The organism is Enterobacter sp. DN, from assembly GCF_046054285.1.
Classification (GTDB): domain Bacteria; phylum Pseudomonadota; class Gammaproteobacteria; order Enterobacterales; family Enterobacteriaceae; genus Enterobacter; species Enterobacter hormaechei_C.
On sequence record NZ_JBJJTG010000002.1, the window covers coordinates 398,574 to 422,678 of the forward strand.

Annotated in this window: 22 protein-coding genes; 18 read left to right on the plus strand and 4 right to left on the minus strand. The window is 56.0% G+C overall.

The window, feature by feature from the left end:
• Nucleotides 1-28: 28 nt before the first annotated feature.
• The 6 genes from rhtA (at nucleotide 29) to ybiO (ending at nucleotide 6,626) form a co-directional block, all read left to right on the plus strand.
• Nucleotides 29-916 carry a threonine/homoserine exporter RhtA gene (gene rhtA, locus ACJTMZ_RS06465; protein ID WP_017384917.1) on the plus strand — a complete coding sequence of 296 codons (888 nt, stop codon included), beginning with the start codon at nucleotides 29-31 and terminating at the stop codon, nucleotides 914-916.
• A gap of 298 nt (nucleotides 917-1,214) precedes the next feature.
• On the plus strand, nucleotides 1,215-1,718 hold the full coding sequence (gene dps, locus ACJTMZ_RS06470) for a DNA starvation/stationary phase protection protein Dps (protein WP_000100801.1): 504 nt from the start codon (nucleotides 1,215-1,217) through the stop codon (nucleotides 1,716-1,718).
• A gap of 361 nt (nucleotides 1,719-2,079) precedes the next feature.
• On the plus strand, nucleotides 2,080-2,823 hold the full coding sequence (glnH, locus tag ACJTMZ_RS06475) for a glutamine ABC transporter substrate-binding protein GlnH (protein WP_003858455.1): 744 nt from the start codon (nucleotides 2,080-2,082) through the stop codon (nucleotides 2,821-2,823).
• 93 nt (nucleotides 2,824-2,916) lie between these two features.
• The gene (glnP, locus tag ACJTMZ_RS06480; protein ID WP_003858462.1) at nucleotides 2,917-3,576 is read left to right on the plus strand and encodes a glutamine ABC transporter permease GlnP; all 660 of its coding nucleotides are present in this window, start codon (nucleotides 2,917-2,919) and stop codon (nucleotides 3,574-3,576) included.
• Nucleotides 3,573-4,295 carry a glutamine ABC transporter ATP-binding protein GlnQ gene (glnQ, locus tag ACJTMZ_RS06485; protein ID WP_023296158.1) on the plus strand — a complete coding sequence of 241 codons (723 nt, stop codon included), beginning with the start codon at nucleotides 3,573-3,575 and terminating at the stop codon, nucleotides 4,293-4,295. Before glnP ends, glnQ begins: the two co-directional genes overlap by 4 nt.
• Nucleotides 4,296-4,415: 120 nt before the next feature.
• Nucleotides 4,416-6,626 carry a mechanosensitive channel protein gene (ybiO, locus tag ACJTMZ_RS06490; protein WP_023296157.1) on the plus strand — a complete coding sequence of 737 codons (2,211 nt, stop codon included), beginning with the start codon at nucleotides 4,416-4,418 and terminating at the stop codon, nucleotides 6,624-6,626.
• A 45-nt stretch (nucleotides 6,627-6,671) separates the two neighbouring features.
• On the opposite strand, the gene rlmF is transcribed toward ybiO, so the two are convergent.
• Nucleotides 6,672-7,583, minus strand: coding sequence for a 23S rRNA (adenine(1618)-N(6))-methyltransferase RlmF (gene rlmF / locus ACJTMZ_RS06495; RefSeq protein ID WP_023296156.1), 912 nt, complete (start codon nucleotides 7,581-7,583; stop codon nucleotides 6,672-6,674).
• A gap of 242 nt (nucleotides 7,584-7,825) precedes the next feature.
• On the opposite strand from rlmF, the gene mcbA reads away from it, so the two are divergent.
• The 3 genes from mcbA to ybiJ all read left to right on the plus strand — a co-directional run bounded on the left by mcbA (nucleotide 7,826) and on the right by ybiJ (nucleotide 9,025).
• Nucleotides 7,826-8,089, plus strand: a complete 264-nt coding sequence (mcbA, locus tag ACJTMZ_RS06500) for a DUF1471 family periplasmic protein McbA (protein WP_003858470.1) — start codon at nucleotides 7,826-7,828, stop codon at nucleotides 8,087-8,089.
• A 123-nt stretch (nucleotides 8,090-8,212) separates the two neighbouring features.
• Nucleotides 8,213-8,479, plus strand: coding sequence for a DksA/TraR family C4-type zinc finger protein (locus tag ACJTMZ_RS06505; RefSeq protein ID WP_017693765.1), 267 nt, complete (start codon nucleotides 8,213-8,215; stop codon nucleotides 8,477-8,479).
• A gap of 285 nt (nucleotides 8,480-8,764) precedes the next feature.
• A complete protein-coding gene (gene ybiJ, locus ACJTMZ_RS06510) occupies nucleotides 8,765-9,025 on the plus strand; it encodes a DUF1471 family protein YbiJ (protein WP_003858474.1) in 261 nt (86 codons plus the stop codon).
• 116 nt (nucleotides 9,026-9,141) lie between these two features.
• Here ybiJ and ybiB read toward each other — a convergent pair whose 3' ends face one another.
• A complete protein-coding gene (ybiB, locus tag ACJTMZ_RS06515) occupies nucleotides 9,142-10,104 on the minus strand; it encodes a DNA-binding protein YbiB (RefSeq protein WP_023296155.1) in 963 nt (320 codons plus the stop codon).
• A gap of 256 nt (nucleotides 10,105-10,360) precedes the next feature.
• Between ybiB and ACJTMZ_RS06520 the strand changes: the two genes are divergently transcribed.
• The 5 genes from ACJTMZ_RS06520 to ACJTMZ_RS06540 all read left to right on the plus strand — a co-directional run bounded on the left by ACJTMZ_RS06520 (nucleotide 10,361) and on the right by ACJTMZ_RS06540 (nucleotide 15,731).
• Complete coding sequence (locus ACJTMZ_RS06520; RefSeq protein ID WP_015571068.1) at nucleotides 10,361-10,897, plus strand: fimbrial protein; 537 nt, start codon at nucleotides 10,361-10,363, stop codon at nucleotides 10,895-10,897.
• Between the two features lie 69 nt (nucleotides 10,898-10,966).
• On the plus strand, nucleotides 10,967-11,641 hold the full coding sequence (locus ACJTMZ_RS06525) for a molecular chaperone (RefSeq protein WP_015571069.1): 675 nt from the start codon (nucleotides 10,967-10,969) through the stop codon (nucleotides 11,639-11,641).
• A gap of 26 nt (nucleotides 11,642-11,667) precedes the next feature.
• Nucleotides 11,668-14,211: a fimbria/pilus outer membrane usher protein gene (locus tag ACJTMZ_RS06530; protein WP_252010871.1), complete on the plus strand. Its 2,544-nt coding sequence runs from the start codon at nucleotides 11,668-11,670 to the stop codon at nucleotides 14,209-14,211.
• A 21-nt stretch (nucleotides 14,212-14,232) separates the two neighbouring features.
• The gene (locus ACJTMZ_RS06535) at nucleotides 14,233-15,222 is read left to right on the plus strand and encodes a fimbrial protein (protein WP_017384925.1); all 990 of its coding nucleotides are present in this window, start codon (nucleotides 14,233-14,235) and stop codon (nucleotides 15,220-15,222) included.
• Nucleotides 15,223-15,227: 5 nt separating this feature from the next.
• On the plus strand, nucleotides 15,228-15,731 hold the full coding sequence (locus ACJTMZ_RS06540) for a fimbrial protein (protein ID WP_015571072.1): 504 nt from the start codon (nucleotides 15,228-15,230) through the stop codon (nucleotides 15,729-15,731).
• On the opposite strand, the gene dinG is transcribed toward ACJTMZ_RS06540, so the two are convergent.
• Nucleotides 15,718-17,895 (minus strand): ATP-dependent DNA helicase DinG, encoded by a 2,178-nt coding sequence (dinG, locus tag ACJTMZ_RS06545; protein ID WP_252010872.1) that lies wholly within the window; start codon nucleotides 17,893-17,895, stop codon nucleotides 15,718-15,720. The two genes, ACJTMZ_RS06540 and dinG, sit on opposite strands and share 14 nt — an antisense overlap.
• 97 nt (nucleotides 17,896-17,992) lie before the next feature.
• A complete protein-coding gene (gene rhlE, locus ACJTMZ_RS06550) occupies nucleotides 17,993-19,375 on the minus strand; it encodes an ATP-dependent RNA helicase RhlE (protein WP_032102650.1) in 1,383 nt (460 codons plus the stop codon).
• A gap of 204 nt (nucleotides 19,376-19,579) precedes the next feature.
• Here rhlE and cecR point away from each other — a divergent pair, with 204 nt between their 5' ends.
• From cecR to ACJTMZ_RS06570, 4 genes are read left to right on the plus strand one after another with little or no spacing between them, the layout of a single operon-like run.
• Nucleotides 19,580-20,257, plus strand: a complete 678-nt coding sequence (gene cecR, locus ACJTMZ_RS06555) for a transcriptional regulator CecR (protein ID WP_017384928.1) — start codon at nucleotides 19,580-19,582, stop codon at nucleotides 20,255-20,257.
• Nucleotides 20,254-21,249, plus strand: coding sequence for a secretion protein HlyD (hlyD, locus tag ACJTMZ_RS06560; protein WP_023296152.1), 996 nt, complete (start codon nucleotides 20,254-20,256; stop codon nucleotides 21,247-21,249). The genes cecR and hlyD overlap by 4 nt, the downstream gene beginning before the upstream one ends.
• Nucleotides 21,242-22,981: an ATP-binding cassette domain-containing protein gene (locus tag ACJTMZ_RS06565; RefSeq protein WP_032102648.1), complete on the plus strand. Its 1,740-nt coding sequence runs from the start codon at nucleotides 21,242-21,244 to the stop codon at nucleotides 22,979-22,981. Before hlyD ends, ACJTMZ_RS06565 begins: the two co-directional genes overlap by 8 nt.
• Nucleotides 22,971-24,104, plus strand: a complete 1,134-nt coding sequence (locus ACJTMZ_RS06570; protein ID WP_023296150.1) for an ABC transporter permease — start codon at nucleotides 22,971-22,973, stop codon at nucleotides 24,102-24,104. Before ACJTMZ_RS06565 ends, ACJTMZ_RS06570 begins: the two co-directional genes overlap by 11 nt.
• The last annotated feature ends 1 nt before the right edge of the window (nucleotide 24,105 follow it).

Genomic DNA, 24,105 nt, shown 5'->3' on the forward strand with positions numbered 1-24,105 from the left:
CATTTGACATAAATTGACAGGAGAAAGGATGCCAGGTTTACCTCGTAAATCGTCGGTCTGGATGCCGGTGGCAGTCATACTTATCGCGATGATGTCCATACAAAGCGGCGCGTCGCTGGCAAAATCGCTGTTTCCGCTGGTTGGTGCGCCCGGCGTTACGGCGCTGCGTATCGCATTAGGCACCCTGATCCTCGTGGTTGTTTTTAAACCCTGGCGGCTACGGTTTAAAAAGGAGCAGCGACTGCCACTGCTTTTTTATGGGCTGGCGCTGGGAGGGATGAACTACATGTTCTATCTCTCTATTCAGACGATCCCGCTGGGGATCGCGGTCGCGCTTGAATTTACCGGCCCGCTGGCGGTTGCCCTCTTCTCTTCTCGTCGTCCGGTAGACTTTATCTGGGTCGTACTGGCCGTGCTGGGGCTATGGTTCCTGCTGCCGCTCGGGCAAAGCGTTTCACAAATCGATCTGACAGGGGCAGCTCTGGCGCTGGGCGCGGGGGCATGCTGGGCGGTGTATATTCTCACTGGCCAGCGTGCGGGGGAAGAGCACGGCCCCGCGACGGTCGCCTTAGGCTCGCTGATTGCCGCCGTTATCTTTGTCCCGATTGGAATGGCACAAGCGACAGACTCAATATGGCAATGGTCAATCCTGCCGGTTGGGCTGGCGGTTGCCATTCTCTCCACGGCGCTGCCCTACTCTCTGGAGATGATCGCCCTGACGCGCCTGCCCACACGCATTTTTGGTACGCTCATGAGCATGGAGCCCGCGCTGGCCGCCATCTCAGGAATGATTTTCCTCGGTGAAACCCTGACCCTGGTACAAACGCTGGCGCTCTGTTCCATTATCGCGGCGTCTATGGGCTCCACCCTGACCATGCGTCCGGAACCTAAAGTGGAAAAAATAGACCTCAACTAAGCCTTAAATTCTGCATGGCTAACCCGCCATGCAGAATATACGCCACGTCAGTAGCTCAAATAATTTCTTACAAACTCTCTCATATTGCCAAAATATTTCACCTGCTCGCCTTCCGGGAAAGCGAATTAAGATTGATCTGTATCAATTTAAATAAACCACCTACTTTTCAAATAGTTGATAATACAACCTTCCTTTCGCTATTAAACCGATAGGCAGAGCCAAACCGCAGAGAAAAAATCCGGTGCTATACTTAGTCCCGTAATTACCTGGGACACAAACATCAAGAGGATATGAGATTATGAGTACCGCTAAACTGGTGAAAACGAAAGCGTCTAATCTGCTTTATACCCGTAACGATGTATCGGATAGCGATAAAAAAGCGACCATCGAGTTGCTGAATCGCCAGGTGGTCCAGTTCATCGATCTTTCGCTGATCACCAAACAGGCCCACTGGAATATGCGCGGTGCAAACTTTATTGCCGTTCATGAAATGCTGGATGGCTTCCGCACAGCACTGGTGACTCACCTGGATACCATGGCCGAGCGCGCCGTACAGCTGGGTGGCGTGGCACTGGGTACAACACAGGTGATCAACAGCAAAACGCCATTGAAAAGCTATCCGCTGGATATCCATACCGTTCAGGATCACCTGAAAGAGCTGGCGGATCGTTATGCGATTGTGGCGAATGATGTTCGTAAAGCGATTGGCGAAGCCAAAGATGAAGATACCGCTGATATCTTCACTGCCGCATCACGCGACCTGGATCAGTTCCTGTGGTTCATCGAGTCCAACATCGAATAATCCCTGCGGATTGTCCGAATAACCCTCGCCCCTGGCGGGGGTTTTGCACATTTATGGTGCGCACTTTTGCCCGCAACGGCCGCAAAAGTGAATAAAATGTAATAATCACCTCACACAACCGTTAACGGAAGATTGTTTTTTCGTCAGATTCTGCGCTAAATATCCCCCTGTCAGAAGACCTTAACGAAGCGCACCAAAACGGTGCTCCATTCTGGTGCAACCTGGCAGAATTGCCACGCTTTTTGTGCAATGCGTGACATCATCCCCTTTGCAAAACAACAGCTTGTAAAATTGGCACGATTTTTTCATTGTGCCTGAGGTTCTCGCAGGGGATCGCCCCGTGGATATAAAAGGAAATGCTATGAAGTCTGTATTAAAAGTTTCACTGGCTGCACTTACCCTGGCGTTTGCGGTGTCCTCGCAGGCCGCCGACAAACTGGTTGTGGCGACTGACACGGCGTTCGTACCGTTTGAATTCAAACAGGGTGATAAATACGTTGGTTTTGACGTGGATCTGTGGGCCGCTGTCGCAAAAGAACTCAAACTGGATTACACCTTGAAGCCAATGGATTTCAGCGGCATTATCCCGGCACTGCAAACCAAAAACGTTGACCTGGCGCTGGCAGGCATCACCATTACCGAAGAACGTAAAAAAGCCATCGATTTCTCTGACGGCTACTACAAAAGCGGCCTGCTGGTGATGGTGAAAGCGGATAACAACGACGTGAAAAGCGTGAAAGATCTCGACGGTAAAGTGGTCGCCGTGAAGAGCGGCACCGGCTCCGTTGATTACGCGAAAGCCAACATCAAAACCAAAGACCTGCGTCAGTTCCCGAACATCGACAACGCTTACATGGAACTGGGCACCAACCGCGCTGACGCGGTGCTGCACGACACGCCTAACATCCTTTACTTCATCAAAACCGCCGGTAATGGCAAGTTCAAAGCGGTAGGTGATTCCCTGGAAGCTCAGCAGTACGGTATTGCGTTCCCGAAAGGCAGCGACGACCTGCGTAACAAAGTTAACGGCGCGCTGAAAACCCTGAAAGAGAACGGCACCTATAACGAAATCTACAAAAAATGGTTCGGTACCGAGCCTAAATAATTTCACCTGACTTCAGGTTTGTAACGCCCGGTGGCGCTTCCGCTTACCGGGCCTACGTTTTTTGTTTTTCACCACGGTATACAGGAATACATCATGCAGTTTGACTGGAGCGCCATCTGGCCTGCCATTCCTCTCTTGCTTGAAGGCGCTAAAATGACCCTGTGGATTTCGGTCCTCGGTCTGGTTGGCGGGTTGATTATCGGTCTGGTGGCCGGTTTCGCCCGCACCTACGGCGGCTGGATTGCAAACCACATCGCACTGGTTTTCATCGAAGTGATCCGCGGCACCCCCATTGTGGTGCAGGTCATGTTCATCTACTTCGCCCTGCCGATGGCCTTCACCGACCTGCGCATCGACCCGTTCAGCGCCGCCGTTGTCACCATCATGATCAACTCCGGCGCCTACATTGCGGAAATTACCCGCGGTGCGGTGCTGTCGATTCATAAAGGCTTCAGCGAAGCCGGCCTGGCGTTAGGTCTTTCCCGTCGCGAAACCATTCGTCACGTGATCCTGCCGCTGGCGCTGCGCCGCATGCTGCCGCCGCTGGGTAACCAGTGGATCATCAGCATTAAAGACACCTCGCTGTTTATTGTTATCGGCGTGGCCGAACTGACCCGTCAGGGCCAGGAGATCATCGCGGGTAACTTCCGCGCTCTGGAAATCTGGAGTGCGGTCGCCGTTGTCTATCTGATTATCACGCTTGTCCTGAGCTTTGTTCTGCGTCGTCTTGAAAGAAGGATGAAAATCCTGTGATTGAATTTAAAAACGTTTCCAAGCACTTTGGCCCAACCCAGGTGCTGCACAATATCGATTTGAACATCAGGCAGGGCGAAGTGGTGGTGATCATCGGGCCGTCCGGTTCCGGTAAATCCACCCTGCTGCGCTGCATTAACAAGCTTGAGGAGATCACCAGCGGCGATTTGATCGTCGATGGTCTGAAGGTTAACGATCCGAAAGTGGACGAGCGCCTGATCCGCCAGGAAGCGGGCATGGTGTTCCAGCAGTTCTACCTGTTCCCGCACCTCACGGCGCTGGAAAACGTGATGTTCGGTCCTCTGCGCGTGCGCGGGGCCAGCAAAGCGGCAGCGGAAGCGCTGGCAAGAGATCTGCTGGCGAAGGTTGGTCTGGCGGAGCGTGCCCACCACTATCCTTCCGAGCTGTCCGGCGGCCAGCAGCAGCGCGTGGCCATTGCCCGTGCGCTGGCGGTGAAGCCAAAGATGATGCTGTTCGATGAGCCAACGTCGGCACTCGACCCGGAGCTGCGTCACGAAGTGCTGAAAGTTATGCAGGATCTGGCGGAAGAAGGCATGACGATGGTGATCGTTACCCACGAAATCGGCTTTGCCGAAAAGGTGGCGTCCCGTCTGATCTTCATTGATAAGGGCCGTATCGCGGAAGACGGGAATCCGCAGGCGCTGATTGCGAACCCACCAAGCCAGCGCCTCCAGGAGTTCCTGCAACACGTCTCCTGATAGACACACCCAGAGCCGGGCATGCCCGGCTTTTTTACGCCGGATTGTTCCCAAAAAATCCCCTCCGCCCCCCGCGCTCTATACTTATCATTTTGCACGATATTTTTGTCGGAGGACGCCGTGCCGTGGATCCTGTTGCTACTGTTTAGCCTGTTAAGCGCGCCATCACTTGCTGTAACCCTTCCCGGCGTCACCACCGGAGCCACCGCCACCCAGCAAAATGCGCCGCCAGAGCCAGACGCAGAAAAGAAAAAAGCCGCCTACGGCGCGCTGGCCGACGTGCTTGAGAACGACACGTCCCGACAGGAGCTGATCGATCAGCTGAGGAAGGTGGCTGCCACGCCGCCTCAGGATCCGGTTCCTGCTATTGCGCCGCCGGAAGCCGAAGAAGAAAAAACGGTGCTGGAAAACGTCACCGACATCAGTCGCCGCTACGGGGAAGCCCTGTCGTCGCGTTTTGCCCAGCTCTATCGCAACCTGGTTGGCACCTCACATAAGCCTTTTAATCCTCACACCTTTTCCGCAGCCGCCACCCAGTTTGCTATTCTGGCTGGCGCCGTCTTCATTTTTTACTGGCTGTTGCGCCTGTCTGTCTGGCCGCTTTACCGGAAAATGGGCCAGTGGGGACGCAAAAAGAATCAGCATAAAAGCAGCTGGCTGCATCTTCCGGCAATGATTACCGGGGCGTTTGTCATCGATTTGCTGCTGCTGGCCCTGACGCTGTTTGTCGGCCAGATGCTGGCCGACCGACTTAATACCGGAAACAAAACCATCGCGTTTCAGCAGGGACTGTTCCTCAATGCATTTGCCCTGATTGAGTTCTTTAAAGCCCTCCTGCGGCTGATCTTCTGCCCGCGCGTGCCGGACCTTCGCCCCTTCGCCATTTCGGATCAGAGCGCCAAATACTGGGCGGTGCGGCTCAGCGTGCTGAGCGGGTTGATTGGTTATGGCCTGCTGGTTGCCGTGCCGATTATTTCCAACCAGGTTAACGTGCAGTTCGGGGCGCTGGCGAACGTGCTGATCATGCTGTGCATTACCGTCTGGGCGCTGTACCTCATCTTCCACAATAAAAAAGCGATCACCGACAGCCTGCTGCACCTGGCCGATCGCTCCCTCTCCTTTTTCAGCCTCTTTATTCGCGCCTTTGCGCTGGTGTGGCACTGGCTGGCCAGCGCCTATTTTATTGTGCTCTGTTTCTTCTCCCTGTTCGATCCGGGCAATAGCCTGAAATTTATGATGGGGGCGACGTTCAAAAGCCTGGCGATTATCGGCATTGCGGCCTTTGTCTCTGGCCTGCTCTCCCGCTGGCTGTCGAAAACGATCACCCTGTCGCCGCAGGTTCAGCGTAACTACCCGGAACTGCAAAAGCGGGTAAATGGCTGGATGACGGTATCCCTGAAGGTGGCGCGTATTCTGACGGTCTGCGTGGCAATTATGCTACTGCTGAACGCGTGGGGGCTGTTTGATTTCTGGAACTGGCTGCATAACGGCGCGGGGGAAAAGACCGTTGATATTCTTATTCGTATCGCGCTGATCCTGTTCTTCTCCGCCGTCGGCTGGACGCTGCTGGCAAGCCTTATCGAAAACCGTCTGGTGTCGGATGTCCACGGCAGGCCGCTGCCGAGCGCCCGCGCCCGCACGCTGCTGACCCTGTGCCGCAACGCGCTGGCGGTGATCATCAGCACCATCACCATCATGATTGTACTGTCGGAAATCGGCGTGAATATCGCCCCGCTGCTGGCGGGTGCCGGTGCGCTTGGGCTGGCGATCTCCTTTGGTTCGCAGACGCTGGTGAAGGATATTATCACCGGCATTTTTATCCAGTTTGAGAACGGGATGAACACCGGGGATCTGGTGACCATAGGACCGCTCACCGGCACGGTGGAACGCATGTCCATTCGCTCCGTCGGCGTACGTCAGGATACCGGCGCGTACCACATTATTCCGTGGTCATCGATCACCACCTTTGCCAACTTTGTGCGCGGCATTGGTTCGGTGGTGGCGAATTATGATGTCGATCGTCATGAGGATGCAGATAAGGCGAAGCAGGCGCTGCGGGATGCGGTGAGCGAACTGATGGAGATGGAGGATATTCGCGGGCTGGTGATTGGTGAACCGTCGTTCGCGGGTATCGTCGGGCTGACGAACACTGCCTTTACCCTGCGCGTGTCGTTCACCACCCAGCCCCTTAAGCAGTGGACGGTGCGCTTCGCCCTCGACAGCATGGTGAAAAAACACTTCGATCTGGCGAACGTGAGAGCGCCGGTGCAGACGTATCAGGTATTGTCGCCGCCCGCTTCGCCGCTGCCTCCGCAGGAGCCGACGCTGTAACCGAGCCGGGTGGCGGCTTCGCCTTACCCGGCCTGCGATGGGGGGCTATTTGCGGCGTTTGTTATCGTCCATAAAGGTCCAGGCGATAAAGCGGCTCTGCTTCTGGCCCTGCGCCATCTCTTTTTTGACCACTCTCACCGCGCCGACGTCGGTCAGGGCGCGGTAAAGCGGCGGCAGGTTATCGCCACGGGAAACCAGCGTGGTAAACCATTTCACCTGACGACCGAAGCCCTTACTCTCGGCAATCATGCGCAAAATAAATGCCACTTCCCCGCCCTCGCACCACAACTCCTGCTGCTGGCCGCCAAAGTTCAGCGCGCCATCTTCAGCCTGGCCCAGGTTACGCCGCTTGCGTTCACTGCCCGCACGTGCGGAGGCGGCGGAGTCGTGGAATGGCGGGTTGCACAGGGTGGCATCATATTGTTCGTTCTTGTGAATAATGCCGTTGAAAATAGCAGCGGGATCCTTTTGACGACGCAAACGAACGGCCCGGCTTAACCCTGGGTTAGCGTTGATAATGGCCTGTGCGCTGGCAAAGGCCTCGGCGCCGATCTCGCTGCCGGTAAACCGCCACTGGTACTCATGTGCGCCTATCAGGGGGTAGATCAGGTTCGCGCCCGTACCGATATCAAGCACGGTGGCCTGTTTCGGCACCACGCCGCCATTATCATCTGCCAGCAGATCGGCAAGATGATGGACATAATCCGCACGGCCTGGCACCGGTGGGCAGAGAAAGCCATCCGGGATGTCCCAGTGCGTAACGCCATAAAAATGGGCCAGCAGCGCTTTGTTCAGCGTCTTAACCGCCAGCGGATCGGCAAAGTTTACCGACGGTTCACCGGCTGGTGTCTGAACAATAAAATCCTGCAATTCCGGGCAGCTCAGGCACAGGGCTTTCATGTCGTAGCGGCTACGGTGGCGGTTACGCGGGTGCAATCCCGGCTTTTGGGAAGTCATGGCATTCTCCTTTAGACAGCCGCGTAAGATACCCTGTGACGGCGCGGGGGTAAATATCTGTCTGCGCTGCACAAAAAACCGACGAAAATCAGCAACCTGTATGTCTATGATCTGTCAGCAAATTGTCAGAATTTATCGTTCAAAAAATAAGCAGATCATCATCAAATTTTTGCGCTAAATCACGCGCGTCAGGCTTCTAAACTTAAGAGGAATCACCTGTTGTTTCCCCTGAGGATGTGATTATGAAAAAGTATCTGACCTTTATTATTGCGGGTGCGCTGGCAGGCGCATCGTTCTCAGCCTGGTCCGTTCAACCTCTGACCGACAGCAACGACACCAGCCAGCTACGTGCGGCCGGGACGGTCTCTGTCAGCCGGGCAAGCAACCTTGATGACCTTCAGGACAAGCTGGCCGAAAAAGCGCGTCAGGAAGGGGCTAAAGGCTTCGTGGTGAACGCCGCCGGTGGCGATAACCATATGTACGGCACCGCGACCATCTATAAATAACGCCCTCTTTTCCCACACTGCATCTGCCAGGCAGATGCAGTTCTCATTTCCTTCCTTCGCCTTGACTGTGCGTTTTTTAACCCCATATTAAGATAAATGGCTTAAACAGATCAGGAGAACATGATGGCTTCCGGCTGGGCGAATGACGACGCCGTTAACGAACAGATCAACAGTACCATTGAAGATGCGGTTGCGCGTGCTCGCGGTGAAATTCCGCGCGGCGAAAGTTTGACGGAATGCGAAGAGTGCGGGGATCCGATTCCTGAAGCACGGCGTAAAGCCATTCCTGGCGTACGGCTATGCATTGCCTGTCAGCAGGAGAAAGATTCAAAAAATGCGGCACATTCAGGATATAATCGTAGAGGATCGAAAGACAGCCAGTTACGTTGACTTTCCTTTACCGAAGTTAACCGCGCCAGCCGTTTACTTTACGCTCACGACTTTTAGCGAAACGCGTAGCAAAACGTGCCCTTCCGATGGCTTCTGTAAAGCGCATCCCCAAGAAATGTCAATTGCGCTTCTGAATTTATTAATAATCAATAAGTTATTTGTCATTCAATTTTTTTGAGTAACCACGTCAATTCTCTTCGATTTTATCTTCCACTAAAAACCGTGATACTTATCACATCGACGGAACATCGTCCCCTTAACAGAATAACCTGCGAGAATTGACCTATGAAAACAATCAAATATGCTGTTGCCGCTGTTGCCCTGTCCGCTCTGTCTTTCGGCGCTTTCGCCGTAGAGCCAGTCTCCTCTACTCAGGCACAGGATCTGAACAAAATCGGGGTGGTGAGTGCTGAAGGCGCGACCACGCTGGACGGTCTGGAAGCCAAACTGGCGGAAAAAGCTGCCGCTGCCGGCGCAAGTGGATACACCATCACCTCCACTAACGGTAATAACAAACTGAGCGGTACCGCGGTTATCTACAAGTAATCGAACGAATTATGCTCCACCCTCACCCTACCCTCTGGTGAGATGCTCCAACCCTCATTGACCCTGTTGTTGTTACCCTTGTTTGCCCGTCCGCCACTGGACGGGCTTTTTTTTGCTTAAAACGACTGCGCCACGCGCTGCAACCCGGCGTCCACGGACGCCACTTCCCCTGCCGCCAGCAGACAGCAGGCCATTTGCAGCTTGATAGACTGCGGAACCGGCACCTTTCCGGCCAGACACTGTACGATCCAGTGCGCGGTGACTTGCGGATCTTTCGACTCAGGCAGGATCACATCGCTGTTCTCTTCCCCACGTTCGAGCACGACCCACGTCCCGGCAGGCTCAATCAGCATCAGCTGTGGACAACGCTGCGGGTTGGCGTAAACCTCCCCTTCAGTCCCGTGCATCAGCAGCGCTCGCCCGCCGATTTCGGCAAAGAATTGACCGACCCGCGTCACGTACTCCGGATGGGAGACGCTGGAAAGACGCAGCGCGGCGTCTTCGGCAAACGGCGTCGCCAGCTTCGCCAGGGTGTGGGCGCTGTTACGCACCCCCATGCGCCAGCGCATGTCCAGCTGCTTTTCCAGCGGCGGGCAGAGCGCGCGCACGGGAATATAGACCGGCTGGTTCCCCTCCAGCTTTGCCTGCGCCTGGCCAGCATGGAGAGTGGGTTCGATGCCTAATAATTCCAGAATGGTTTCTGTCAGCACGCGCGTCGGATCTTCGCTCACGCCATGCACCACCACCGGGAAACCGAGTTTCTGCAACAGAATAGCCAGCAGCGGCGTGAGGTTTGCCTGCTTACGCGCGCCATTGTAGGTCGGGATCACAATCGGCATCGGCTTCGTGACGGGCGGGGTTAAACGCATCGTCTGCGACTGCATGGCCTCATAAAAACCGCGCATCTCCGCCTCACCTTCCCCTTTGATGCGCAGCGCAATCAGAATGCCGCCCATTTCCAGATCCGGCACGTCGCCATTCAGCATATGCGTGTACAACGTACGGGCCGTTTCCTGGTCCAGATCGCGAGCATGGTTTTTCCCACGCCCTACCTCTTTGATAATTTTGCGGTAATCCACGACATTTCTCCTGACAGCATCATCTTGTTAACAATATAGCCCGATGAACACGCACCCGATAGTGTTTTGTGATCATTATCAACCTGCTGTTTTCAGGTAAAAAAAATAAACTCAAGCACTATTTGCATTATTTGTGATTGGAACTAAAGATTCGTACCTGCCCTTTTTTTGATTAAATAAACATCGGAAAGTTATTAAGGGTCAACGGTAAAAACGTCCAGGCAACGTTTTTGCCAGAAACACATTGGGATTTACTATGAACAAGGTTGCATTAGGGTTGTTTATCGCCACAACGGTGGGGTGTTCTGCATCCGCATTTGCGGAAACCAACGGTGAAGGGCAGATTAATTTCACCGGAGAAATTATCGATTCTGCTTGCCAGGTCGTGAATGGATTAAGTAATCCATTAGATGTTCAGTTAGGAAAAGTATCTAAAACGGTATTTACCGGCGCAGGCTCTACCAGCACACTCACGAAGTTTGATATTAAGTTAACCAATTGTCCGGAAACCGTAACCTCGGCTGCGATTAACTTCGGTGGTACCCCGGATGCGGATAATAATGCCACGCTGGCATTAACGCCCGATACCGATGCGGCTACTGGTGTAGCTATTCAGCTAATGGACGCTTCCGGGCAGCCTGTCACTCTGTATACCCCTTCGAAGCAATATCCTTTAGCCTCCGGAACGGAGGTTAACGACCTGGAGTTCGGTGCGCGTTATATTCAAACTCAGGCGGCAGTTACTGCGGGCCCTGCTAACTCTGTATCGACCTTCACCGTTATTTATAACTGATCTTATCAATCCTGAGATATTAATGCTCTTGCGGGCATTAATATCTCATCTTTTTATTGAGAAATCTTTATGCGCCACGGTTATTTACTGAGCACTCTTTTACTGGTAGCAGCCTCGGCACAGGCGGGTGTCGTGATCAATGGCACCCGTCTGGTCTATCAGGGAGATAAAAACGAATCATCTCTTGGTCTTTCAAACCCAGATACCACAGATTATCTGGTGCAGTCCTGGGTCGATTCCGGTGGTAAAAACCTGGCCAAAGCACCGTTCCTGATCACCCCGCCGCTTTTCCGACTGGATGCGAAAGAAGATAACGTACTACGCGTGGTGCGTACGGGAGGAAATTTACCGGAAGACAGGGAATCTCTGTACTGGCTGAATATTAAAGCGATCCCGTCCTCAAAGCATGTTGAAGGCGTAAATACGCTGCAAATTGCCATTAACACCCGAATTAAATTGCTGTATCGCCCGTCAGCGGTAAAAGGCAAACCAGAAGATATGGCCGATAAACTTGAATGGCATCGCGAAGGGAATGATTTAGTGGTAAATAATCCCACGCCTTTCTATATGAATTTTCAGGCCGTCACCCTGAATGGTCAGAAAATCACGAAAGCCACCTGGGCTGTGCCGAAAACTGAAACGCATTTTGCTTTACCTGGCAATGTCGGAGGCTCGACCGTCGTGTATTCCATTATTACGGATTACGGCAGCATCAGCCAGACATGGTCTAAACCCGTTCATTAGTAATATTGCCCGGTAATAAAATCATCATGTACAGCCATAAAAAGCCGTTCACCTGCCGATTTTCGTCATTGCTGATGACTTTTTGTTGCCTGGCAATGGCGATCTTTGCGCAGCAGGTTTTGGCTGATGATTATTTTAACCCTGCCCTGCTGGACATTGATAACCCGCAGCAGGAAAAGACCGATCTGTCTGTCTATGAAAAAGGTCCCGGTCAGGCGCCAGGTAAATATCAGGTCGCGGTATTTATCAATAACAATAAAATTGATACCCGTGACGTGACCTTTAACGTAGTTAAAGATCCGCAGGGCACCAGCACGCTTCAGCCTTGTTTTACACTGGACGAATTAAAGAGCCTCGGGATCAAAACGCAAAAATATCCGCAGCTGAGGGCAGAAGGTCAGTGCGCCGATCTACACGCCATCCCTTCGGCATCCGCGACCTTTCGCGTGCGCAATCAGCAGCTGCTGCTGAGCATTCCGCAAAAGGCGCTCGGACAGGTGCCACGCGGTTACATCGACCCGAAAGAGTTTGACGAAGGGATCAACGCGGGCCTGCTTAATTACAGCGTCAACGCCAGCCAGAGCCATGCGCGCCAGCAGGGTGAAGAGGATAGCAGCAGCCAGTACGTTAACCTGCGTCCCGGCTTCAACCTCGGGGTATGGCGCGTTCGTAACTACTCCACCTGGAATCGCAGCACCACGGGCCACGAGGAGGAACAGAAATTCACCTCCGTTTATACCTATGCGCAACGCGATATGGTGGCGATGAAAAGTGACGTGACGGTGGGTCAAAGCACCTCACCTTCCGACGTTTTTGACAGCGTCCCCTACACCGGCGTGGAGCTGAAATCCGACAACGACATGCTGCCGGACAGCGAAAAAGGCTATGCCCCTATTATTCGCGGCACCGCCCACAGTAACGCGCTGGTGATGGTCCGCCAGAACGGGTACGTGATTTATCAGAACACGGTCGCGCCGGGCGCATTCGAAATTAACGACCTCTACCCCACCGGCAGCAGCGGTGACCTCCAGGTTACGGTGAAAGAAACAGACGGCAGCGAGAGCCATTTCGTGGTGCCGTTTGCCTCCGTGCCGGTATTGCAGCGTGAAAAAAACCTGCGCTACAGCGTAACCGCCGGGCGTTATCGCTCTTATGACAAAGACGTTGAAAAGACGCCGTTTGCCCAGGGAAGCGCCATCTACGGTTTACCTCACGGCTTCACGGCCTACGGCGGCGTGCAGCAGAGCAGCCACTATCAGTCCCAGGCGCTCGGCGCCGGGAAAAACATGGGCGATCTCGGGGCGTTCTCCATTGACGTGACCCGCGCCAGAGCCCTGCTGAAAAAACAGCAGTCCAGCAAGGGCCAGTCGTGGCGCGTACGCTACAGCAAAGATTTCGCCGGTTCAGGCACCAACTTTTCGCTTGCGGGCTATCGCTATAACAGCAAGGGGTTTTACACCCTGGACGACACCATGGAGTCGTATACCCGCGCCGACGACTGGTCTGCTCCCCAGCAGCGCCGCGCCCGTACAGAAGCCACCATTGACCAGACGCTGCCAGAAGGTTGGGGGTCGGTGACGCTGAGCATGGTGAAGGAAACTTACTGGAGCCAGAGCCAGAACATGACCTCCCTGAGCGTCAGCTACAACAACAGCTGGCACGGCGTGAGCTACAGCCTCAGCTACAGCATGAACAAAAACACTCACGACAGCGATGAAGACGGTAATGAGGTAACAAACGACAACCAATTCTCGCTGAGCGTTTCGGTTCCGCTGGATCGCTGGATGCATAATACCTGGGCCACGTACAACCTGAACAACACCAAAGACGGCACCACGCAGAACATCGGTCTTAACGGTACGGCGCTGAAAGAAGACAACCTGAACTGGAATATCCAGGAAGGGCTGAGCAGCACCGGCAGCGGTAACTCCACCAGCATCAACGCCGATTACAAAGCGACCTACGGCGAAGTGAGCGCAGGCGTCAGTCAGGATAGGTATCAGCAGACCCTGAACGTCGGTTTGCAGGGCGGCGTGGTGGCCCACGCTAACGGGATAACCCTGAGCCAGCCGCTCGGTGAAACCATCGCGCTGGTGAAAGCGCCAGGTACGCACGGCACCCATATCACCAACCAGACAGGCGTGGAGACTGACTTCCGCGGCTATACCGTCGTGCCGTTCGTGACCGCGTATCGCCATAACACCATCGCACTGGATACCGAAACGCTGCCGGAGGATGCCGACGTCACCCACGCGGCGCAAATTGTGACGCCGACCCGAGGGGCCGTGGTGCGCGCCAGCTTTACTACCCGCGTGGGTAATCGCGTCCTGATGACGCTTACACAAAATGGTAAACCGCTGCCCTTCGGCGCAACGGTCACCACCGGGGATAAGGACAGCGAATTTATTGTCGGAAATGACGGCCAGACTTACCTCTCGGGTCTGCCACAGCAAGGGCATCTCAACGTTTCCTGGGGAAAGGAGGCGAGCGAGCACTGCGTCGCTGACTATGCGCTAACGGATGAGAAAGAGAAAACCAGCATCATTAACGCTGCCGCGCAGTGTCATTGATTACCGTTCAGGCTAACGATTATGCAAATGATTAAACAGTGCTTTTTCTTACTGGTTCTGGGAACCGCCGCGTTATTTATGCCGCATGCGAAGGCGACCTGCACCACGCCGGATCTGCCCAAAATGATTAACGTGGCCTCCATCTCTGTCCCCACGACGCTGGCCGTTGGCGCAACTATCCCGGGTACAGAGCAAAGCGTTCATGTTGCCGGGCACTGCGATCAGAGTATCGACAGCGGTCTGGAAATTGTTTCCTGCTACTACGGCACCGGCGCGGAAATTCCTGGGCTCAGGGGCGTTTATGATTCCGGCGTACCGGGGATTGGGGTCGCACTAATGAACGATCAGGGTCAGCGAATCAGCGGAGCCGGCGGAGTACAGTGCGATTCACGCGGAACGCCTGTTGCCTATGTTTCTACCGATGGCACACAGTCGTTTAACTTTGACGTCACGCTTGAACTAGTGAAAACAAGCGACGCCGTGACATCCGGCACGCTGGTGCAGTCTCAGACCGAATTCGGCATTGGCGTTTTTGGCCATGAAGGGATCGGCAGCCCTAATCATATTGCGTATGCAGGTAACGTCATTTTGCATCAGGTCACCTGCTCTGTTTCGCCAAAAAATCTCACCGTTAATTTGGGCGATTTTCCCGTCAGTGATTTTATGAGCGTGGGGTTTTTATCCAGCCCCGCTCAGACGTTTAATATCACCGTTAACTGTGACACAACCGTTCAGCCTGAGCTAAAAATCACCAGTGCTAACGGGTACGAAACGGCATTTGAGGGAGTGATCAAACTGACGAAGCAGACGGGCATGGCAAGGGGCGTCGGGGTAAGAATGCTGTTTGATGACCATATCGCGACCTTTGACTCCTACGTCAACACCCAAAGCCAGGCCGTTGCCAATGAAACGCTGGATATCCCCTTTCAGGTTCGCTACGAGCAGACCAGCGATGTGGTGACGCCCGGCCCCGCCAACACCGTAGCAACCATCACTCTCGCCTATAAGTGACAAACATGAAAAAGACAATCGCGTTTCTGGCGGTGGGCTTACTGGCCCAGGCTCACGCAGACGACATTCAGATCCAGATGACGGGAAATATTTACGCCAATACCTGCGTCATTGACAGCGCCAGCCGCAACCTGACGGTGGACTTAGGCCAGGCGGTGTCGGGCAGTTTTAGAGACGTGGGGGATACCGGCGAGTGGAAAGACTTTTCCCTGTCAGTATCGCACTGCCCAGCCACGCTGGCGCTTGCCACGGCCTTTTTCTATGGCCAGGCAGACAGCGTGCATCCGACCAAATTTGCCAATATCGGTAGCGCAAAGGGACTGGCGCTGGAGCTGGCAGACCGACAGGACAAAATACTGATTGCCCCGCAGGCCGCCTTTAACGCCGCCATCAATCCGAGCGACCACACGGCAACCTTTCCTCTGTCCGCACGCTACTACGCCACCTCAATGCCCGTCACTGCCGGGACGTTCAGCAGCGTGATTCAGGTGACATTCACTTACCAGTAGGACCGCGCCTCTTTGCACGGATGCTTTTTGTACGCCCGGCAGAGGGTTTTGCCGGGCGTTTTTTTACCTCCGGCACTTCTGGCTGCTCAATCGGGAAGATCGGCAGCGCATTCAGCAGCCGCTGGCCATAGTTTTTGGTAAGCAGGCGTTTGTCATAAATCACCACCTCGCCCCAGCAGCCGTGGCTACGGATCAAGCGCCCGACCTGCTGGATCAGGTTAAACGACGCCGCAGGCAGGCTTTGCACTTCAAACGGATAACGGTTAAGGCTTTTCAGCCATTCGCCTTCGGTGATCACCACCGGGCTGTCGATGGGCGGGAAGGCAATTTTATGGATATGCACCTGCGTCAGGTAGTCGCCTTTTAAATCCAGCCCTTCCGCAAAGGACTGTAGCCCCACCAGCACGCTACGCTCGCCGTTATCAATGCGTTTACGGTGCGTTTCCACCAGCCGATAGCGCGGCTGATCGCCCTGCACCAGCAGGAGTAAGCGCAGATCGGTGACGTGCTCCAGGAAGCGTTGCATCGCGCGGCCGCTGGCAAACAGCACCAGCATACCGGGGTATTTTTTACTCTCAACCTGCTCGCGGAAGTAGGCCGCCATTTCCGCAATATGCTGCTCTTCGTTATCGATAAGCGGCTCATAGTTCATGCGCGGGATCACCAGCTTGCCCTGCTCACAGTGGTTGAACGGCGAGTCCAGGGCCACAAAACGGTCCCCCGCTTTCTCTTTCAGGCCGCTCATTTCCTGTAACCTTGAGAAGCTGTTCAGTGAACGCAGGGTTGCCGACGTCACTACCACGTGCGGCACGCTGCGCCAGATCAGCTTTTCCAGCTGATCGGCCACGCGGATGCCCACGCAGTGGAAGAACAGATGTACCTGTCCGTCTCGCACTTCGCGGGTGGCCCACTTTGTCACTGGCGCCCCGGACGCCTGCGCCATCGAGGCCAGCCGCCAGAGTTTGCTCTGCGCCTCAAACATGCCCAGCGCGCGGTTCATTTGCAGCAGAATGCGGTGCAAGCGCACCACGTCATGGGTACCGGTTTTCTCGTTGAGATCGTTGAGGAACATCTCCGCCAGCCCGCGCAGCTTTTCAAGGTGCTTCGCCAGCTGCTGGCAAATCTCCATCACTTCCTGTGGCAACTCACCCATCGCAAAGCGGTGTTCCGCTTCCTGGGTGGCGGGGAGATACAGGTTGAGAATGTTATTCAGCGAGGCGATGAGGCCGTACACCTCTTCACAGTGCTCGCTCAGCCGCTCCGGGACCGCCAGCGGCGGCGTGGTTTTCGGGCGGAACTGCTCCATGCAGGTTGCCACCAGCTTGCAGAACAGATCGAGTTGCAGGCGAAACCACGGGGCGGTAATTTCCGCACTCATCTCCAGCGCATCCCGCGCCACGTCGGGCAGATGATGACCTTCATCCAGCACCAGCAGCAGGTTTTTGGGCTCCGGCAGGACCGCTTCACTCTCCAGGGCAGCCATCACCAGCGCATGGTTGGCGACAACCACCTCCGCTTCCTGAATCTCACGCCGGGCGACAAAGAACGGGCACTCGCGATAGTAATGACAGTTGCGGTTCAGGCAGCTCGCTTTATCGGTGCTGAGCCTGCGCCACAGGTCGTCGCCGATCGCCTGGCTGGTGTGATCCCGCAGGCCGTCCCACCTGTAGCCGTCGAGATCGGCCTTTAGCTTTGCGCACTGCTCCTGCTCCGCCTTGTTGTTTGGCGTCAGCTCGTCATCAAGAAACGCGAGCAGATCCTGCTGGGAGGGTTCACTGCTGGCCAGCGCCGCCAGATTGCGCGGGCAGACGTAGCGCCCGCGACCAAAGGCGGCGGTGAACCGTATATCGGGGATAATTTTGCGCAGCAGCGGCAAATCTTTGCTGAAGATCTGATCCTGCAAGGCCACGTTAGCGGTACTGACCACCAGCGTTTTGTCTTCTTCCCGCGCGATGGCAATGCCGGGAATGAGATACGACAGGGTTTTCCCGACGCCGGTCGGGGCTTCAATCGCCAGATGTCGCCCGTCGTCCCCGGCGAGCGTTTTCGCCACGTCGGCAATCATCTGCCGCTGCGGGGCTCGGGGGATAAAATCGGGGATCTGCTGTTGTAGCGCCTTATACCATGCGCCAATTTGCGCCTTGAGCGCAGCGGTTAAAGCCATCGGAAAACCTGAAATACTGTATAAACAGCCACTATTGTGGCACTTTCTCTTCGCTGCCGCAAAAAGAAAAGCCCGGCTTTACGACCGGGCTTCCAGATTACTGCGGGTTAGCAGGTTTACGCGGGCGGCGTCGGCGCTGCCCCTCGCCTGCCGGTTTCCCTTCGCCGCTACGCCACGGGTTTTCACCGGCTGGTTTGCTGTCGTTATTACGACGCGGCGGTTTGCCCGAAGATTTCGGCGCGCCACCTTCGGCACGACGCGGCTGCTGACCGCGACCGCCGCCGCCCTGACCGCGACCGCCGCCCTGACGACCGTTCTGAATTGGCTCGGCTTTGATCGACGGATCCACTTCATAACCCGGGGTCTCAATGCGCGGGATCTCTTTCTTCAGCAGGCGTTCGATGTCGCGCAGCAGCTTGTGTTCATCCACGCAGACCAGAGAGAGCGCTTCCCCGGTTGCCGCCGCACGGCCGGTACGGCCGATACGGTGCACGTAGTCTTCCGGCACGTTTGGCAGCTCGTAGTTCACCACGTGCGGCAGCTCTTCAATGTCCAGGCCACGGGCGGCGATGTCGGTTGCCACCAGCACACGTATGTCGCCGGATTTAAAATCAGCCAGCGCGCGGGTACGCGCACCTTGACTCTTGTTGCCGTGGATCGCCGCGCTGCGAATACCGTCTTTATTGAGCTGTTCCGCCAGGTGGTTAGCGCCGTGCTTGGTGCGGGTAAAGACCAGTACCTGCTGCCAGTTGCCCTGGCCGATTATCTGGGAGAGCAGTTCCCGCTTGCGCTTCTTATCCACAAAGTGCACGTGCTGCGTCACCTGCTCGGAGGCGGTATTGCGGCGCGCGACTTCCACTTCCAGCGGGTTATGCAGCAGCTTTTCCGCCAGTGCCTTGATCTCGTCGGAGAAAGTCGCGGAGAAGAGCAGGTTCTGACGACGCGTCGGCAGCTTCGCCAGCACGCGGCGAATGTCGTGGATGAAGCCCATATCCAGCATACGGTCGGCTTCGTCCAGCACCAGAATTTCGATGTTATCGAGCTTCACCGCGTTCTGGTGTTCCAGATCCAGCAGACGCCCCGGCGTTGCCACCAGCACGTCCACGCCGCCGCGCAGCTTCATCATCTGTGGGTTAATGCTTACCCCGCCGAAAACCACCAGCGAACGAATGTTGAGGTAGCGGCTGTATTCACGCACGTTCTCGCCAATCTGGGCCGCCAGTTCGCGGGTTGGGGTGAGGATCAGCGCACGCACCGGACGACGGCCTTTGGCGTGCGGCTGGTTTTTTACCAACAGCTCCAGCAGCGGCAGGGTAAAGCCCGCGGTCTTACCGGTACCGGTCTGCGCGCTTGCCATCAGGTCACGGCCCTGCAAAACGGCCGGAATGGCCTGCTGCTGGATAGGGGTTGGCTCAACGTAGCCCTGCTCTGCGATGGCGCGCAGAATTTCCGGGTTCAGACCAAGGGAATCAAAAGACATAAAAACTCCGAACCGCCCCGACCATCACAGGTGTAGTTTTCAGGGAGATATAACGAATAGAAGGACAAAAACCACAATGTCGCGAAGGAGCGGAGTGTAGCAGCTTTTGTGACGTGGCGCATAAAATATCCCCGGCGATGACTCGACGTTTGCGCAAATCAGGCATAATCTTAATCAATCGATTGATTAATTTTTAATGCTGCTATGAATACAACCCCAACGACAACCAAAGGCGAACAGGCGAAAAGTCAGCTTATCGCCGCCGCGCTGGCGCAGTTTGGCGAGTATGGTCTGCATGCCACCACGCGGGATATCGCCGCTCAGGCCGGGCAGAATATTGCGGCCATCACCTACTATTTTGGCTCAAAAGAGGATTTATACCTCGCCTGCGCCCAGTGGATCGCGGATTTTATCGGCACCAGCTTTCGCCCGCACGTGGAAGAAGCCACCGCGCTGTTCAGCCAGCCAGAGCCTGACCGGGCTGCCATCCGCCAGCTGATCCTTAACGCCTGTCACAACATGATCCGCCTGCTGACGCACGACGATACGCTGAACCTGAGCAAATTTATCTCCCGCGAGCAGCTCTCCCCCACTACCGCGTACCAGCTGGTGCACGATCAGGTGATCGCCCCGATGCACAGCCATCTGACCCGGCTGATCGCCGCCTATACCGGACGGGACGCCAGCGATACCGACACCATTTTGCATACCCACGCCCTGCTGGGCGAAGTGCTCGCCTTCCGTCTGGGGCGTGAGACCATCCTGTTACGTACGGGCTGGACACAATTCGATGAGGATAAAGCCGCGCAAATTAGCCAGGTCATTACCTGTCACGTTGATCTGATCCTGCAAGGCTTAACGCAAAGGAGCCAGAAGTCATGAAAAAACCTGTCGCCATCATTCTGGTGGTTGTTGTGTTACTTGCTGCGGGAATCGGTGGCTGGCTGTGGTATCAGAGCCAGCAGGATCGTGGCCTGACGCTGTACGGCAACGTGGATATCCGCACCGTGAACATGAGCTTCCGCGTCGGCGGACGGCTGGCCTCGCTGAACGTTGACGAAGGCGATGCCATCAAAGCCGGGCAGACGCTGGGAATGCTGGACAAAGCCCCGTTTGAGAACGCGCTGATGCAGGCAAAAGCAGGCGTCTCCGTCGCACAGGCGCAATACGACCTGATGCTGGCGGGCTACCGTGACGAAGAGATCTCCCAGGCGGCCGCTGCCGTTAAGCAGGCAAAAGCCGCCTATGACTATGCGCAGAATTTCTATAACCGTCAGCAAGGCTTATGGAAAAGCCGTACTATTTCCGCCAACGACCTGGAAAACGCGCGCTCATCCCGCGACCAGGCACAGGCGACGCTGAAATCTGCCCAGGATAAGTTAAGCCAGTACCGCACCGGTAACCGTGCGCAGGACATTGCCCAGGCGAAGGCCAGCCTTGAGCAGGCGCAGGCGCAGTTAGCCCAGGCGGAGCTGGATCTGCACGACACCACGTTAGTCGCCCCGTCTGACGGCACGCTGATGACCCGCGCCGTGGAGCCAGGCAGCATGCTCAGCGCGGGCAGCACCGTGTTAACGCTCTCCTTAACCCGTCCGGTGTGGGTGCGCGCTTACATTGATGAGCCAAATCTTGGTCAGATGCAGCCGGGCCGCGAACTACTGCTCTATACCGACGGTCGCCCGGACAAGCCGTATCACGGCAAAGTGGGCTTCGTCTCCCCTACCGCCGAGTTCACGCCAAAAACCGTTGAAACCCCGGACCTACGTACCGACCTGGTGTACCGCCTGCGCATCATCGTCACCGATGCGGACGACGCGCTGCGTCAGGGCATGCCTGTTACCGTGACCTTAAACGACGGGGAACGACATGAATGATGCGGTTATCCAGCTCAACAATCTGGTCAAACGCTTCCCGGGAATGGCCAAACCGGCGGTCGCACCGCTGAATTGTACGATTCAGAAAGGCTATGTGACCGGGCTGGTGGGGCCGGACGGCGCGGGTAAAACCACGCTGATGCGGATGCTGGCGGGATTGCTGAAGCCGGATGAAGGCAGTGCCAGCGTGCTTGGCCTCGATCCGATCAAAGACGACGCGGCGCTCCACGGCATGCTCGGCTATATGCCGCAGAAGTTTGGTCTGTACGAAGATCTGACGGTAATGGAAAACCTCAACCTGTATGCCGATCTGCGCAGCGTTACCGGCGAAACCCGGCAGAAAACCTTCCAGCGTCTGCTTGCGTTTACCTCCCTCGGCCCGTTCACCGACCGGCTGGCGGGCAAACTTTCCGGCGGGATGAAGCAGAAGCTGGGGCTGGCCTGCACGCTGGTGGGCGAACCGAAGGTGCTCTTGCTGGATGAACCCGGCGTGGGCGTGGACCCGATTTCCCGCCGCGAGCTGTGGCAGATGGTGCACGAGCTGGCGGGTGACGGCATGCTGATCCTCTGGAGTACCTCTTACCTTGATGAAGCAGAGCAGTGCCGCGACGTGCTGCTGATGAATGAAGGCGAACTGCTCTATCAGGGCGAACCCACCGAGCTGACGCAAACCATGGCCGGGCGCAGTTTTCTGCTGCACAGCGCGCAGGAGTCCAACCGCAAGCTGCTGCAACGGGTACTGAAGCTGCCGCAGGTGAGCGACGGGATGATTCAGGGCCGTTCGGTGCGCGTGATCCTCAAAAAAGAGACTACCGCCGACGATATCCGCCGTGCGCAGGGTATGCCTGAGATCGACATGACAGAGACCGCGCCGCGCTTTGAAGATGCGTTTATCGATCTGCTGGGCGGGGCGGGAACCTCAGAATCACCGCTTGGCGCCATCCTGCACACGGTGGAAGGCACGCCGGGCGAAACGGTCATTGAAGCAAAATCGCTCACCAAAAAATTCGGCGATTTCGCCGCCACCGATAACGTCAATTTTGCGGTGAAGCGCGGCGAGATATTTGGCCTGCTCGGGCCGAACGGCGCGGGGAAATCCACCACCTTTAAAATGATGTGCGGCCTGCTGGTACCAACCTCCGGCAAAGCGCTGGTGCTGAACATGGATCTCAAAGTCAGCTCCGGCAAGGCGCGCCAGCACCTGGGCTATATGGCGCAGAAGTTTTCGCTCTACGGCAACCTGACGGTGGAGCAAAATCTGCGATTTTTCTCCGGCGTCTACGGCCTGCGGGGACGGGCACAGAATGAGAAGATCGGCCGCATGTGCGACGCCTTCGGCCTGACCGATATCGCCTCACACGCTACCGACGCTCTGCCGCTTGGCTTCAAACAGCGGCTGGCGCTGGCCTGCTCACTGATGCACGAGCCGGATATCCTGTTTCTTGATGAACCGACTTCAGGCGTGGACCCCCTCACCCGCCGAGAATTCTGGTTGCATATCAATAGCATGGTGGAAAAAGGCGTGACCGTGATGGTCACCACCCACTTTATGGACGAGGCAGAGTATTGCGACCGCATCGGGCTGGTCTATCGCGGCAAGCTGATTGCCCACGGCACCCCGGATGACCTGAAAGCGCAGGCCGCCGACGACGCGCAGCCAGACCCGACCATGGAGCAGGCGTTTATCACCCTCATCCACGACTGGGATAAGGAGAATACTCATGCGCAGTAACACCCTTTCCTGGCGCCGGGTGCGCGCCCTGTGCGTCAAAGAGACGCGGCAGATTGTGCGTGACCCCAGCAGTTGGCTGATTGCGGTGGTGATCCCCCTGCTGCTGCTGTTTATTTTCGGCTACGGGATTAACCTCGACTCCAGCAAGCTGCGGGTCGGGATTTTGCTGGAGCAGCAGAGCGAAGAGGCGCTGGACTTCACCCACGCCATGACCGGCTCGCCCTACATCGATGCCACCATCAGCGACAACCGGCAGGAACTGATCCAGAAAATGCAGGCCGGAAAAATTCGCGGTCTGATCGTCATTCCGGTCGATTTTGCCGCCAATATGGCACGCCCGGGCGCCGATGCGCCAATTCAGGTGATCACCGACGGCAGCGAGCCGAACACCGCCAACTTCGTGCAGGGCTATGCGGAGGGGATCTGGCAGCTCTGGCAGATGCAGCGCGCCGAAGACCGGGGGGAGGAGTTTGAACCGCTGATTGACGTGCAGACGCGCTACTGGTTTAACCCCGCCGCCATCAGCCAGCATTTTATTATTCCGGGGGCAGTCACCATCATCATGACGGTGATTGGCGCGATCCTCACCTCGCTGGTGATCGCCCGCGAATGGGAGCGCGGCACCATGGAGGCGCTGCTCTCGACCGAAGTGACGCGCGTCGAGCTGCTGCTCTGCAAGCTGATCCCCTACTACTTCCTCGGCATGCTGGCGATGCTGCTGTGTATGCTGGTCTCGGTATTTATTCTTGGCGTGCCGTACCGCGGCTCGCTGGTGCTGCTGTTCTTTATTACCAGCCTGTTTTTGCTCAGCACGCTGGGGATGGGACTGTTAATTTCCACCATCACCCGCAACCAGTTTAACGCCGCGCAGGTGGCGCTTAATGCCGCCTTCCTGCCGTCGATTATGCTCTCCGGCTTTATCTTCCAGATAGACAGTATGCCGGCGGTGATCCGCGCCGTGACGTACATCATTCCGGCGCGCTACTTTGTGAGCACCCTGCAAAGCCTGTTCCTGGCGGGAAATATTCCGGTGGTGCTGATTATCAACACCCTGTTTTTGCTGGCGTCGGCGGTGATGTTTATCGGGCTGACGTGGATGAAAACGAAAAGAAGATTAGATTAGC